Here is a 15,364-nt window from a genome sequence, read left to right as displayed (position 1 = left end):
TCCAGTGCGGTCACAGGCTAAGGGGCCCAGTGGGATGAAGCGGGTTCAGAGGTGGCGGAGCCGCGAGCAACCGGGACAGATGTCACAGATCCCCGGTAGGTTGCAGGCGTGAGCGAGCTCCTTCCCGTTTCCCAGGCCGAGTCCCTGCGCGCGAGCCTGCTCGAGTACCTCAAGACGACGTTCGCGCTTGCTGACAACGACATGCAGGCGGCGCTCGAGGAGTTCCTCCAGTCCCCTGATCACGGCTTGTTCCGTGGCCCGTACGTGCGCCTGCGCCTGCCGTTCCGCCCCGCCCAGGACGGGTGGCGGGACACGCTCGACTGGGACGGCGGGTTCCAGCCCTACGGTCACCAGGCGGCGGCCTTCGCCCGGCTGAGCAGCGCGGGGCTGGACGCGCAGCGTTCTCGGCCGCTGCCGACGCTCGTGACGACCGGGACGGGTTCGGGAAAGACCGAGGCATTCCTCTACCCGATCCTCGACCACGTCCTGCGAGCGCAGCGCGCCGGGGTGGCAGGGACCAAGGCGATCGTCCTCTACCCGATGAACGCCCTCGCGAACGACCAGGCCCAGCGTCTCGCCAGGATGATCACGGGCAACCCGGACCTCGGTGGGATCACCGCCGCCCTGTTCACGGGCCAGGACGGGCCGCAGCGTTCCAAGGTCATGCCCGACAGCCTGATCACGAGCCGCGACGTCATCCGGGACACCGCGCCCGACATCCTGCTCACCAACTACAAGATGCTCGACCAGATGTTGCTCCGCGAACCCGACGCGAACATCTGGGCGCAGAGCGCGCACAGCCTCCAGTACCTCGTGCTCGACGAGTTCCACACCTACGACGGTGCGCAGGGCACCGACGTCTCGATGCTCCTGCGCCGCCTCGGGCTGACGCTCAAGAGCCACTGGACCGAGGACGATGCCCGCCTCACCCCCGAGGACTGGCAGCGGCCGCTGGGACGCATCACCCCCGTCGCGACGTCAGCGACCCTGGGCGACAAGGGAGACGCCAGCGCGATGCTGACGTTCGCCCGCACGGTCTTCGGCGAGAACTTCCCCGACGAGGCGGTCGTCACCGAGTCGCGCCTGAGCCTCGAGGAGTGGGTCGGCGACGCCGCGGACGTGGTCGGTCGCCGCGGCTGGGCGCCGCTCGACCTCGACGCCCAGGCCCTCGCCGACCTCACCACAGCGTTGGAGGACGGCGGAGAACGAGCGCCGGACGCGGCGACCCGCGGGGTCTTCTCCCACCTGTACCGGGTCGTGCCGGAGGATGCAGGGGACGGGGGGCTCGCCGTCGGGCACGGGTGGGCGCGTCCCGCCCTCGACGACGCCGACGACGAGCTGCTCCTGGCCCTCGCCAAGGCGCACCCGCTCGTCCAGCGCCTCGTCCGGGAGACCGGCGACGCCATCGATCTGACCGACCTGGTCCCTGCGGTCCTGCCCGAGGTCCGCGACCCCTGGCACACGACAGGCGACCCTGTCCTCGTGCTGACCGCCGTCCTGGGCGCCCTCAGCCACCTCCGTGCGGTCCAGAGCATCGACCGCCGCGGGCTCTCGGTCGACGTGCACCTGTGGGTCCGCGAGCTCACACGCGTCGACCGGGCCGCGACCGACACCGCACGACTCTCGTGGAGCGACGACGGGATGCTCGTCGACGCCGGCGAACCGGGGGCCACCAGCACAGCGGGCCAGGTGTTTCCCGCGATCTACTGCCGGCACTGCGGCAGGTCCGGATGGGGCGTCGTGCTGGCCCCGACCGGTACGGACCTCGATCCGACCGACGTGACGATCCGTCAGCGTCACGCGCGGCGCGACGACCGCTTCCGTCCGCTCGTGCACGCCACCGCGGAGGACGAGAAGGCCCGGGCGGGCGAGAAGGTCGACGGCCTGTGGTGGTTCGTCGTCTCCGAGCGTCGCCTCGTCGCGACCCGGCCCGAGGAAGCCGACCTCGGTGACGACACCGTGCTGCCCGTCCTGACCCACCACGGCGAGGGCGCGGGCGAGGCATCGGTCGACGACACGTGCCCGTCGTGCGCCCAGAAGGACGGCATCCGCTTCCTCGGGTCCGCAATCGCGACGCTCCTGTCCGTGACGCTGTCCGGACTGTTCGGGACCTCGGGGCTCGACACCGCCGAGAAGAAGGCCCTCGTCTTCACCGACAGCGTCCAGGACGCTGCGCACCGCGCCGGGTTCGTCCAGGCGCGGTCGCACAGCCTCACCCTGCGCGCCGTCCTGCGCCAGGCCATCGGTGACGAGCCGACCGACCTCGAAGCTCTCACCCGTGCCGTCATCGACCTCGCAGGTGACGACAAGAACGCGCGCTACCGCCTCCTGCCCCCCGCCTACGCCGAACGCGACAAGTTCGCGCCGTTCTGGCAGGCAGAGACCATGCCCTCGCCGTCGGACAAGGCGCGCAAGCGCGTCACGACGCGACTCCTGCTCGACGTGCTGCTCGAGCTCGGGCTGCGTTCCGCCGTCGGGCGCACGCTCGAGGCCACGGGCAGCGTCGTCGCCGAGGTCCAGGTCGACGAGGCCGTCATGGCGGCCAGCGCGCAAGGCGCCCTGGCCGACGCCACCGTCCAGGGATCGCTCGACACCTTCACCCCCGACCACCGCGACCTCGTCGCCTGGGTGCGAGGCGTCGTCGAACGCCTGCGCACGCGAGGCGCCATCCAGCACGAGTGGTTCGACCGCTTCCGCCGGGAGGACGGCAACCGCTGGTGGATCACGGGCGGACGCCCGCGCCACGAGGGAATGCCCGGATTCGGGCGCGGCAACAGTGCCCCCGCGTTCCCCCGCATCGGTGGGTCGGGGGCCGTCAAGGACTCGGACCTCGAGCCCGTCGGGGCTGCCCAGGGCTGGTACGCCGGATGGACCGCGAAGTGCCTGGGCGTGCCCAAGACGGACGGCGCTGTGCTCGCCCGGCTCCTCTTCCAGCACCTCGAACGCCGTGGTGTGGTCGGCGCCCAGACCTCGACCTCAGGAGCCCAGACCTTCCACCTCCAGCCGCGCGACGTCGTCGTGCAGGCCGCCCGGCTCGACGACCTCGAAGCCGGGCGTCTCGCGCTCGAGTGCACCGTGTGCCGCACGGTCACGCACGGCACCGAGCGCGTCGTCAACCAGCTCGACGACGCCGGCTGCCTCGTCGCCCGGTGCTCCGGCAAGCAGCGCCGTTACCAGGTCCGCGACAACTTCTACCGCGACATGTACGCGTCCCACGACGTGCGCCGCGTGGTCGCCCGAGAGCACACCAGCCTCCTCGACGACAAGGTGCGCCTCGAGTACGAGAACCAGTTCAAGTCGACCACCCCGGCGCCCAACGCCCCCAACGTCCTGGTCGCCACGCCGACCCTCGAGATGGGCATCGACATCGGCGACCTGTCGACCGTGATGCTCGCCTCGCTCCCGCGGAGCGTCGCCTCGTACCTCCAGCGCATCGGCCGTGCGGGCCGACTGACCGGGAACGCGCTCGCGCTCGCGTTCGTCACGGGCCGCGGCGACCAGCTCCCGCGGTTCGCCGAGCCGCTCACGGTCATCAACGGCGAGGTGCGCCCGCCGGCGACCTACCTCGACGCCGAGGAGATCCTGCAACGCCAGTACCTCGCCTCGGTGGCCGACGCGCTCGCCCGCCGCAAGGACGCCCCGCACCCCAAGACCGCGAAGGACGCGCTCGGCTCGACCGGGGAGGGGACCTACCTCGGGACCCTGGTCGACGAGGCAGAGGTGCACGCGACCGCCTACCTCGATCGCTTCCTCGCCGGCTTCGACAACCTGAACCCCGACGTCGTGGCACGCCTGCGGGCGTGGGCCGTGCGGGACGGAGACGTCCCGGGGACGAGCGGCCTGGGAGTGCGCTGCCACGCCGCGTCCCACGCCTGGACCACGCGCGTCGAAGCACTGCAGTTCCGCGAGCAGGAGATCCAGAAGAGCCTCGTCGAGCTCGACCAGCGTGCGGAGTCGCCCGCGGCCACTGACAGCGACAAGGTCGACCGACGCACCGCTCACGCCGCGCTGCGACTCACGCGCGACCAGTTCGCGAGCCTGCGCAGTGAGTACTGGGTGAGCGTGCTCGAAGAGTTCGGGCTCTTCCCCAACTACACGCTGCTCGACGACTCGGTGTCCCTCGAGGTCGCTGTCAGCTGGATGGATCCCGACACCCAGACGTACCAGTACGAGCCTCTCGTCCTCGAACGAGGCTCCGCGCAGGCCCTGAAGGACTTCGCTCCGGGGGCGACGTTCTACGCGAGCGGCTACGCGATCGAGATCGACGCGATCGAGCTCGGCCGGGACAACGCCGCCGTCCGCACCTGGGCGTGCTGCCCTGCGTGCGGATACGTCCTGGACGTGGGGGAGACCGGGACGACCGCCTCGGTGCCCGCCTGCCCACGGTGCGACGACCAGGCGATCGCCGACGTCGACCAGAGGCTCCAGGTCGTCGAGCTGCGGTCTGTCTCTGCAGCCGTCCGGCGCGAGGAAGCAGCGATCGACGACCGTCGCGACGAGCGTGTGCGCGAGGGGTTCACCGTCCTCACGCTCGCGGACGTCGATCCCTCGCACGTCACGCGCCAGTGGTATGTCGACGGCTACGGGTTCGGCGCCAAGCACCTGCGCGACCTGTCGATCCGCTGGCTCAACCTCGGCAGGAGTGCCGGGCGGGGGACCACGCACGAGATCGCGGGCAGCATCGTCGACGCCCCGCTGTTCAGGGTGTGCACGAGCTGCGGCAAGCTCGACACCTCGACCGGAGCCAACAGCTCGGCCGAGCACCGGCCCTGGTGCCCGCAGCGCAAGGCGACGACAGAGAAGACGGCGAGCATCGCGCTCGCCCGCAGCCTGCGCACCGAAGGTCTCGTCATGCGCCTGCCGACGGCCGTGACCGTCGGCGACGGCTTCTCCCTGCCGTCGTTGTCCGCCGCTGTGCTGCTCGCCCTCCGGGAGCGGCTCGGCGGCTCGCCCGACCACATCGAGATCACCTCGATCGTCGACCCCACGCGCCACGACGACGGCCAGAACCCCAGCGCCCTGCTCCTGCACGACAAGGTCCCCGGCGGGACCGGGTACCTCGCCGAGCTCGCCGACGAGAAGGCCGTCTGGGCCATGCTCCGGCGGGCGTGGGAGGTCCTGCGCGACTGCCCCTGCCAGGTCGACGGCAAGCTCGCGTGCGACCGCTGCCTGTTGCCGTTCGCGCCCGCCCACCTCGTGAGCCAGACCTCGCGCGCCACAGGCCAGCGGTACCTCGGCGAGATCCTGCGGTCCGGCGCGAGGACCGAGCCCGGCGAGGACGAGCCGACCGTCCCCGAGGAGATGGCCTGGACGGTCACGGCCGACGAGCCCCCGTCCCCCGACCCCGAGTCCCAGCTCGAGCAGAAGTTCCGCCAGGTGCTGCGCACCCGTCTCGAAGGGATGGGCGCGACGGTCAAGGAGGTGCCCACGAGCGTCGGCAGCTCGTGGCGCATCACGCTCGGTGGCGGTGCGCAGTGGCGACTGGACCCGCAGCAGTTCGTCCTCGGCGCCAAGCCGGACTTCGTCCTCACCGCCGGGCGGCCGGGTATCCCCCGGGTCGCGATCTTCACCGACGGGTGGCGGTACCACGCGTCGCCCACCCACGACCGCGTCGCCGACGACGCCGCCAAGCGGCGCGACCTGCGCGACGCCGGATACCTGGTCGTCGCGCTGACCTGGGCCGACCTGGACGGTGCCGAGAAGCCCAGCGACCTGCCCGTCGCCGTGCCGTGGCTCGTGCCGGGCAGCCCGGCCGAAGTACTCGCGCAGTCGCACGGCGCCATCACGCCGTCGACGATGGACCTCGTCCAGCGCAACCCGCTCGAGCTCCTGCTCGGCTGGGTCCAGTCCCCGCTCCCCGAGGCCAGAGAAGCGCTGGCCCGATGGCTCCCGCTGCTCGCGCTGGGGAAGTCCAAGGGCTACCTGGCGCCTTCCGGGGTCCCGCTCGCCGGTCTCGCCCTCGCGGTGCTCGACGGCGAGGCTCCACCTGCCGGTGACACCAGGACCTGGTTCTGGCACTACGGCACGCTCGTCCTCGGCATCCGCCTCCTCGACGAGAAGAGCCTCACGACCGAGGTCGCCCTCGTGCTCGACGACGCCGACGGCTCCCTGGGTGAGCAGCACCGAGACGCCTGGCGTGAGTGGCTCCGGCTCTCCAACCTGCTGAACCTCCGCGTCTCGCCCACCGTCGTCACCACGCGCTCGCTCCTCGTGGGCGACGCCCCCGTGCCCGCGGTCGCTTCGCCGTCGGGCGCTGACGTACCGGTTGACGGAGCCGAGGGTGACCTGCCCGAAGGGGACTGGCAGCACGTCTACGAGGAGGCGTTGGGCGTCGAGAAGGTCCTCGTGGTGGCGCTCGCCGACCTGGCCGAGCGCGGCCTGGCCGCGCCGAGCCTCGGCGCCGAGCTGGGCGACGGCATCACGCTGTCGCTCGCGTGGGAGGATCGCCGCGTCACGATCCTCCACGAGGAGCTCACCGAGGAGGACCGCGACGACCTGCTCGCTCACGGCTGGCAACTCGTGGAACCCGACATCGATGTGCTCCGTGCAGCACTCACCGCAGAGAGGCGCGCCTGATGCCCCAGATCATCTTCGGCCCCCAGCAGACCGGAAAGCTCGACGGGAGCGTCAAGAAGGCTGCGTTCGCCTTCCTCGAGAAGCTCGGCGAGAGCGACGCGACCCCCGGCCTGCACATCGAGCCCATCGAAGGGACCGTCGACCCCCGCGTCCGCACGGGCCGCATCAACGACTTCTGGCGTGCGGTACTCGTCAAGATCCAGGGCCAGGCGTCCGACGCGCACTACGTCTACCTGGGCGCCTACCCGCACGACGACGCCATCACCTTCGCCAAGACCGTCCAGCTGGTCATCAACCCGCGCAACGGGATCGCGGAGCTGGTCGCGGCCGACGCGGCGTCCGCGGACGGCGGCGCGGCCTCCGCGCCCGTCGGAGTGACCGAGAAGCCCAAGCCGCTTCCTGAGGACGTCGACACGACGGTCTACCCCCTGCTCGAGACGCAGGGCATCGCGCTCGAGGACCTTCTCGAGCTCGGGATCGAGCGGGCGTTCGCCGAGCGCGCGCTCACGATCGCCGACGAGAGCACGCTGCTCAACGTCGCCGGGACGTCGAGCGTCGCCTGGCAGGGCGAAGCGGTCCTGGACCTCGCGACCGGCAAGAAGCTGGACGCCGTCAAGGCCAGCTACGGGATCGGCGTCGCGCGCCCGGACGGGACGACCGTCGTCCCGCCCGCGGCGCCTGCCGGCGAGGAGACCGACGACGACCTGCTCGTCGCGCTCCAGCACCCGGCAGCGGGCCTCCAGTTCGCGTTCATCGAGGACGACGAAGAGCTGCGCCAGGCCATCGAGGACGACGACTTCGGCAAGTGGCGCGTCTTCCTGCACCCCGAGCAGCGTGACTACGCCGTCCGCCCGAGGAACGGGTCCTTCCGCCTCTCCGGAGGCGCCGGGACCGGTAAGACGGTCGTCCTGCTGCACCGCGCCAAGCACCTCGCGCGGACCGACCCCGCGGCGCGGATCGTGCTGACCACTTACAACAAGACGTTGGCCGCGTCTCTCGCCGAGAACCTCCGCCTGCTCGACCCACGGCTGCCGATCGTCGACAAGCTCGGTAGCCCCGGGATCTACATCGCGAGCGTCGACGCGATCGCCTACCGCATCCTGAGAGACGCCGACAGAAAGCTGGGAGGCAACGCCTCCGGAGCGCCCGGGCCCGTTGCCGACGTACTGGGTCCCCGCCCGCACCACGTCCTCGACTTCACGGCGCACGCGTCGTGGGGCGCCGCGATCGACAGCGCAGGATCGAAGCTGCCGTCCGAGCTGCGCAGCGAGGCCTTCCTGGAAGCCGAGTACACGACCGTCGTCCTGCCCAACCGCGTCCTGACCCGAGAGTCCTACCTCAAGGTCCGGCGCCCCGGGCGAGGGGTCGCGCTCGACCGGGCCCGGCGCAACGCGATCTGGGACGTCGTCGAGGCATACCGCGCTGCGGCGGCGGCCGCCGGTTCGACCGACTGGGACGAGAAGGCCCTCATCGCCGCGACGTACCTCGATGCGACCGTGGACGCCGGCGGTGTACGCCCCGCCGACCATGTCCTCGTCGACGAGGGGCAGGACCTCTCACCGAGCCGGCTGCAGTTCCTACGCTCGCTCGTCGAGGCCGGAAAGGACGACCTCTTCCTCGCGGAGGACTCCCAGCAGCGCATCTATGGGCAGAAGATCGTCCTCTCGAAGTACGGCATCAACATCCGTGGTCGCTCGCGACGGCTGACCCTGAACTACCGGACCACGGCGCAGAACCTGCACTACGCGACCGGGATCCTCGACGAGCAGAGGATCGTCGACCTGGACGGCGAGGCCGCGTCGTCAGACGGGTACCGCTCCGCCCGTACCGGCCCCACCCCGGAGCTCGTCGCGTGCACCTCGCTCGCCGAGGAGTACCGCGAGGCGGCGCGCATCGTCCGCGCGTGGATCGACTCCGGTGACGCACCCGAGACGATCGGACTGCTGGTGTACACCCAGGCAGTCGCAGGGAAGCTTCAGAGCGGCCTGGCCGACAACGGCGTCGAGGCGCGTTTCGTGTCCGGCGACGCGACGGTCGACAAGGGCAGGCCCGTCATCATGACGATGCACCGGTCCAAGGGCATGGAGTTCAAGCGCGTCCTGCTGTTCGGGCTCGACACTGTGCCCGGGCTGCAGCGGTTGTCACACCTGCCCGAGGCCGACCGCGACGACGCGACGCTCCGCGAGCGCTCCCTGCTCTACGTGGCCGCGACACGTGCGCGCGACGAGCTTGTCGTGATGTGGAAAGGCGAGCCGAGCGAGCTGCTGCCGGAGGTGGCGTGAGGGACGTCGTCGTGGGCGTGCGGGCGTTGCGCCGTACGGGCTGACAAAGTTCACCCGCGGGGCTGGGGCGAACCGGCCGCTGGCTCCGTTTCGGTGCCTGATCTCGCGCTACAGTCACCCCGATCTCCGGTAAGACACCGGAATCTCCCTCTTGCGCGAGACAGGCTGGACCCCAGTGACCGAGTTGCAGATCCCCGGCTTGACCCAGCCGGACACCGTCCCCCAGAGCGGCTCGGTCCAGGTGGCCGCGACGATCAGCGACGAGTGGTCCTGGGCCTCGTCGAACGCCCGGATTCCTCAGGTCTCGAACGTCGTCGTGGCGGTCTCAGCACCTGTGCCCCACGCCCTGATCGAGGTCACGGTCTCGGACGGTGACGTCCGCTACGGGAGCACCGTGGTTCACGAGGGGCCGATCGACCCCAGGATCCTCCGTGTCGGCAACGTCCACGTGCCGCTCTCGGCGACATCCATGGCTCAGGTCGAAGAGCGTCGCGCCGCCGAGTGCGTCGTGACCGTCTCGGACGGCGGTGGGACGGTCCTGGCGCGTGTCCGGCGGTCCGTGGAGATCCAGCCTCGGGACCTGTGGCTGTGGGTCGGGGACCCACGGAGGGGTGGCGCTACCGGGGCGGCACAGGTATCTGGCACCAGAGAGCTCTCAAGATCCTTGCTGGCCACGTTTGTCCGGCCCAACCATCGCGAGGTCGCTCTGGTGGCTCGGGAGGCGGCCGATCAGCTGGAGACGGCGACGGGAGATTCGAGCTTCTGCGCCTTCCAGATTCCCGACGTCGCCGAAGCGGAACGGCGCGTCGACAGCTCGGTGGACGCAATCTACCGAGCTCTGGTAGCACGGAAGATCTCGTACTCGGAGCCGCCTCCAGGCTGGGACTACGGGTGCGAGGGGCAGCGCATCCGTGACCACGGCGACGTCGCGCGTGGCGGGTTGGGGACCTGCATGGACACCACTGTGCTGATGGCCGCCGTGATTGAGCAGGTCGGCCTCTTTCCTGTGCTCGTCCTCGTCCCGGGACACATCTTCGTCGGATACTGGCGGCGGGATCCTTATCCGCAGTCCGGCCCACGGCCTGAGTGGTACCCCGGCGTGCCCGTCGTGTTCGACGGCCCGACCATCGCGACGTTGGTCGAGGGTAGATTCTTGGGCCTCATCGAGACGACCACCCTGACCGTCGGCTCGAACACGTCCTCGAGCAAAGCCCAGGCGCTGGCCCACGAGAAGCTGCGACGTAACCTGCTGACCGGCAAGGTCACGGTGATCGACGTCGTCGCCGCTCGGCGTGCGGGCGTGGCGCCGCTCCCGGCCGTCACCCAACGAGCCGACGGCGTGACCGAAGTCGTGGTGTCTCCGGCCGTCGAGCCGCCTCAGTTCATACCACCGGTTCTCGTCGACGAGCCGGACACGGTCGTCGGGCGACGCATGGTCGACGACCATCCGCCGCGCTACCGGACGTGGAAGGCGTCGCTCTTCAGCCTCAACGCCACGAACGCGCTGCTCAACTTGCGCAACGGTCCCTCGGTGCAGCCGGTCCTCGTCCAGGACGGGGCGCTGGGTGAGCTCGAGGACCGGCTGAACCAGGACGCCGAGTTCTCCCTGCTGCACGGGGACGATCTCCCGGAGATCTACCGTGCGCAGGGCATCGAGCGGGCCGGAGACCTCGGGGTGGCCGAGCAGTCGGCCTTCCTTCGCGAGGGGAAGCTCTTCGTCGAGAGGAACAGTACGGCCACGTCGTCGCCCGGGCGCGTCTCCAGGGCGAAGCTCACGTCGGAGCTCCGACTCATGGCACGGCGGGCCAAGGAAGCGCACGACGAACGCGGTATGAACCCGCTGTTCCTGTGTCTGGGACTTCTCAAGTGGTCGCACAAGGCGGGGCAGATGGCCGAGGCCCCGCTCATCCTCGTCCCCGTCAAGATCGTCGCTCGGAGCGGCAAGGGAAAGTTCGCGCTGACGATCGACACCGCTGCACGCACGACACCGAACGCCGCACTCCTCGAGTGGCTCCGCCGCGAGCACGAGCTCTCGATCCCCGGCCTCGCCGAACCGTCCACCGACAAGGCGGGGATCGACGTCGACGCCGTGCTGTCCGAGGTGCGGGCCGCCGTCGCCCAGCGAGGGCTGCCGTTCGCGGTCGTCGCGGAGGCACGACTCGCGCTGCTCGACCTGACGTCGTTCCGTATGTGGCAGGACCTGCACCGGCACGGGGACGAGTTCCTCGAGCGTCCGCTGGTCAAGCACCTGGTCCACACGCCGGTCGAGCGATTCGTCGACCCGGCCATCGGGAGCGGCGATGCCCGCCAGGAGGAGGTCGAGCGTGACCTGGAGACTCTCGAGACCCCTGTCCCGGCCGACGCGACGCAGAAGAGGGCCGTCCTGTGGGCTCGGCAAGGGCGCACCTTCGTCCTCCAGGGCCCACCCGGGACGGGAAAGTCGCAGACCATCACCAACATGGTCGCGGAGTGCCTGCTGGCCGGCCAGCGTGTCCTGTTCGTGGCCGAGAAGGGCACGGCGCTCTCGGTGGTGCAGCGGCGGCTCGACGCCGTCGGCCTGACCCCCTTCGCACTGAACCTGCACCACGAAGGGTCGAGTGCTGCCGAGGTGCGCGCGCAGCTCAAGCGGTCGCTCGGGACGCGCGTCTCACCCGACCAGGCCGCGATGCTGGACGCTCGGCGACGGCTCAAGAGCTCGCGGCACGAGCTCGGCGAGTACCCGCGCAAGCTGCACAGCAAGAACGCCGTCGGGCTGTCTGCCTACAGTGCCCACGACGAGCTGCTCGTGCTGGGCTCCGGACCGACGATGGGGATCCCCCTCGAGATCGTCGCCCACCGACCCGAGCTCGCGGCGCGCCTCCGCGGCGTGTTCGACGACCTTCCCCGGCTCGCGACGGCCGCCGGAGTACGCCCGGGGCACCCCTGGCGGCTCGTCGGCCGAGCCCCCGAAGGATCGCGTGACGTCATCACGCTCACGACGGCGGTACGCGACGTCCTCGAAGGGGCCGCGTGGAGCAGGACCGTACCCGGTGCGCTGCGCGACGTTCTCGACGCGGTGACGCACCCCACGCAGCTTGCGACGCTCGCCGCTGCGACCGATCCCCGCCTGCCTCGCGACCGTGAGCTCGTCGCCTTGCTCGAGCCGTCATGGCCGGAGACCGCAGAGCTGGCCGTGGTGGGCTGTGAGAACACCGTCGCCTCGTGGGCGGTGCACCTGCACGGCTTCCAGGCCGACGTGCTCGCGCTCGATCTCCGGGCAGTGCTGTCAGCGCTCGAAGGAGCCACGGCGTCGGGGGTTCTCGGACGCAGCAAGCGGCAGGCCGCAGCACTCGAGCCTCTGCGTCCCTTCGCTCCCGCAGGCGCTGTGCTCGATGCGCCGACGACCGGGCCCGTGCTGCAGGACCTCCTGAAGGTCCAGGACACGACGCTCTGGATCGTGGAACTGCTGACCCGGACCCCGGGCCTCTCGCCCGGCGGATGGGTCAACCCCTTTGCCGACGGCTTCCTGCACGGCGTGCGTCGCCGGCTGGACGAGCTGGTGTCTGCGACCTCGCCGCTGCGTGCCGATACGCCGTGGGGGGCGTACGTCCGCACCCTCGCCGCCGGCGGGGTGCTCGCCGGCTACAGGCAGGCGCTCGTCGCCTACGCCGAGGCATGGTCGCGCGCCTGGCAGGTCCTCGGGGTGACCGACGCGGACTTCGAGGTCTGGCGTGGGGGTGCCGACCTGTCGCAGGCGATCCACCGTTGCGCGGAGGACTGGCGTCGTCACACCGAGCTCGAACGACTGCTGCCGCTGCAACGGTGGATGGAGCTCGTCCAGGCCTTGGGGCCCCTCGACGACGCGGGGATGACGGAGGTACGTGCTCAGCTCCTCGACGGTGGCCTCGCGGCAGAAGACGCTGAAGCCGCGTTCGAACGCGGGCTCGCGCAGGTCTCGGAGACGGAGCGGGTCCGTGCGGAGGGGCTCGATCGATTCGACTCCGGGGCGCACGACCGCCGGGTCGTGGCGTACGCCGACGCCGAGGCAAGGGTGCGGACCCAGTGGGTGACCTCGGGTCCGGCACACCTCCTGGCGGCTCGAGGTGGGGACGGGGCCGGTTCCAAGACCGGCGGGTTGGCGCGTGAGCTCGAGAAGACGCGGAACCGGCTGGGTACGCGCGCGATCCTGCACCGCTACGGTCCCGCCGTCCAGGAGCTCACACCGCTCGTGCTCGCGAGTCCTTCCTCGGCCGTCGACCTGATCGGGCCCGGAGTCATGGAGTTCGATCTCGTGATCTTCGACGAGGCGTCCCAGATCACCGTGCCCGACGCCGTCGGTGCGATCGGTCGCGCGCGAGCCGTCGTCGTGGTCGGGGACAGCAAGCAGATGCCACCGAGCCGGAGAGTGGGCTCGCAGCCGATCTCTGAGGACGAGATCGACGACCCGGGTGCTGACGAGCCGGTCGAGGACCAGGAGTCGATCCTCAGCGAGTGCGAGCTGGCGCGTGTCCCGACCTTGAAGCTCTCCTGGCACTACCGGAGCCAGGACGAGGCGTTGATCGCGTTCTCCAACGGCGCGTACTACGAGGGTGACCTGAGCAGCTTCCCCACACCGTCGCTCCTCTCGTCCGAGACCGGCGTGGAGCTCGTCCGGGTGGAAGGGCGGTTCATCCGCGCCAACAGCCCGGACGTCAGGGAACCTGCTCCGGGAGTCACGGCGGGCAAGGGAACGAACGCGGACGAGGCCCTCGCGATCGTGGCCAAGGTGCGCGAGCTCCTCGCGGGACCCAAGAAGCCGACGATCGGCATCGTGACCTTCAACGAGCAGCAGAGCCAGCTCGTCGAGGACCTCCTGCGAGCCACCGGTGACCCGAACGTCAGGGCCGCGATGGACGAAGCGTCGATGGGCGCGAGCGAGGTGCTCTTCGTCAAGGCGCTCGAACGCGTGCAGGGGGACGAGCGAGACGTCGTCCTCTTCTCGGTCGCCTTCTCGAAGCAGGCGAACGGAAAGATCCCGCTCACGTTCGGGCCGTTGTCGAACCCGGGAGGGGAACGGCGCCTGAACGTCGCGGTCACCCGCGCGCGCCGGAAGAACATCGTGTTCTGCAGCTTCGCGCCCGAGGAGCTCGATGCCGACAGCGCGTCCTATCTGGGAGTCAAGGACCTCAAGAGGTTCCTGCTCTTCGCCCAGGCCTCGGGCGGTCACGGTGGTGGCGCCGCACCAGGCCTCGGACGTGCGAGCGTCCGGGACCGGCACCGCGACGAGGTCGCGGAGGTGCTGAGGAGCCACGGTCTGCACGTCATGACCGACGTGGGGCTCTCGGACTTCCGGCTCGACCTCGTGATCGCGCGTCCCGAGCGACCGGACCGCGTGCTCCTCCCGGTGCTGCTCGACGGCGAGTCGTGGCGCATGCGGTCCACGGTCGCCGACCGCGACGTCCTCCCCGTCGAGGTGCTGAAGAACCTCATGGGCTGGCCTGCGGTCGCGCGCGTCTGGTGGCCCATGTGGCTGCAGAACCGACAAGAGGTCGTCGACCGCATCCTTGCCGAGGTCGACGCCGTGGAGCACGCGCAGCCGGCTGACGAGCTCGCCCCGGAACGACCGGCTGTGGCAGGCGCCGAGGACGGGCAGCACCGTCCGGGGGCGCAGGACGAAACGGCGGCAGTGGACGAGGTGGCAGCGGTGCCCGTCAGGTCCGCCCCGAGCCAGGGGTCCGCGGACACCGTCGGCGTCAACGCTGCAGACGCCGTGGACAGCTCCTCGGCGAGCGCCCCCTCGATCCCTCGTGCGGCCGACGACGCCGACGGCGAGCCTGCCCCGGTGCTCGCGCCCGAAGGGGGGTCGAGGCGCGAGCCGATCGATGCAGGGACTCGGGTCTTCGTCCCGGCCCACTGCGACGTCGTCGGGGAACGTGATGTCCTGGATGCCCTCCCTGGCCGTGCCGCGGCGGCCGTGGTGCGTGCTCAGCTTCTCGACGTGATCGATGTCGAAGGGCCCGTCGCGATCGAGCGCCTCGTCAGGATCGTGGCCCGACGGTTCGACCTGTCGACCGTCCGGGCCTCCAGGGCTGCCGAGATCGCCAGGCTCGTCCCGAGGGCGCAGGTGCGACGGAGCAAGCTCGGTGTCTTCGCCTGGCCGACGGAGATCGACCCGGACTCGTGGACAGGCTTCCGGCGCGCAGACGTCGAGGGCACGCGTGGTCTCGACGAGATCGCACCTCAGGAGATCCGCAACGCGATGGTGGCAGCCGTCCGTGAAGCGCACGGCCTGAGCGACGAGGACACCCTGCGGGAGACGGCGCGGGTGTTCGGCGTCGGGCGACTAGCCTCGAAGGTTCGCCCTCGACTCGAGGACGTCCTGGATGCGGCAGTTCGGGAGGGTCGACTGGTCGAGCGCGACGGACTGGTCCAGGTCGACTGACCGCGAACGGAGGCGCCGGCGGTCCGCGCCGGCGCCTCCCGAGTACGTAGTTCCCACACTCTTCGCAGCAACCCGTTGACCACCCGCCCGCGGCGCGAGCATCCTC

At 70.6% G+C, this 15,364-nt stretch carries 3 protein-coding genes; all 3 read left to right on the top strand.

Annotated elements, in window-relative coordinates:
- The first annotated feature begins 108 nt into the window (after nucleotides 1-108).
- The 3 genes from ACIPWA_RS15095 (at nucleotide 109) to ACIPWA_RS15085 (ending at nucleotide 15,258) form a co-directional block, all read left to right on the top strand.
- Nucleotides 109-6,576, top strand: coding sequence for a DEAD/DEAH box helicase (locus tag ACIPWA_RS15095; RefSeq protein WP_400291319.1), 6,468 nt, complete (start codon nucleotides 109-111; stop codon nucleotides 6,574-6,576).
- Nucleotides 6,576-8,858: a UvrD-helicase domain-containing protein gene (locus tag ACIPWA_RS15090; RefSeq protein WP_400291317.1), complete on the top strand. Its 2,283-nt coding sequence runs from the start codon at nucleotides 6,576-6,578 to the stop codon at nucleotides 8,856-8,858. The genes ACIPWA_RS15095 and ACIPWA_RS15090 overlap by 1 nt, the downstream gene beginning before the upstream one ends.
- A gap of 952 nt (nucleotides 8,859-9,810) precedes the next feature.
- Complete coding sequence (locus ACIPWA_RS15085; RefSeq protein WP_400291315.1) at nucleotides 9,811-15,258, top strand: DUF4011 domain-containing protein; 5,448 nt, start codon at nucleotides 9,811-9,813, stop codon at nucleotides 15,256-15,258.
- The last annotated feature ends 106 nt before the right edge of the window (nucleotides 15,259-15,364 follow it).

This window comes from Oerskovia enterophila, from assembly GCF_044748475.1.
Taxonomy (GTDB): domain Bacteria; phylum Actinomycetota; class Actinomycetes; order Actinomycetales; family Cellulomonadaceae; genus Oerskovia; species Oerskovia enterophila.
The sequence above is the reverse complement of the archived record's forward strand: the minus strand, read 5'-3'. Positions and strand labels throughout refer to the sequence as shown.

What these genes read in the sequence shown, in the direction of transcription:
- ACIPWA_RS15090 (WP_400291317.1), top strand. Translation starts at nt 6,576, where the DNA reads ATGCCCCAGATCATCTTCGGCCCCCAGCAGACCGGAAAGCTCGACGGG.
- ACIPWA_RS15085 (WP_400291315.1), top strand. Translation starts at nt 9,811, where the DNA reads ATGGACACCACTGTGCTGATGGCCGCCGTGATTGAGCAGGTCGGCCTC.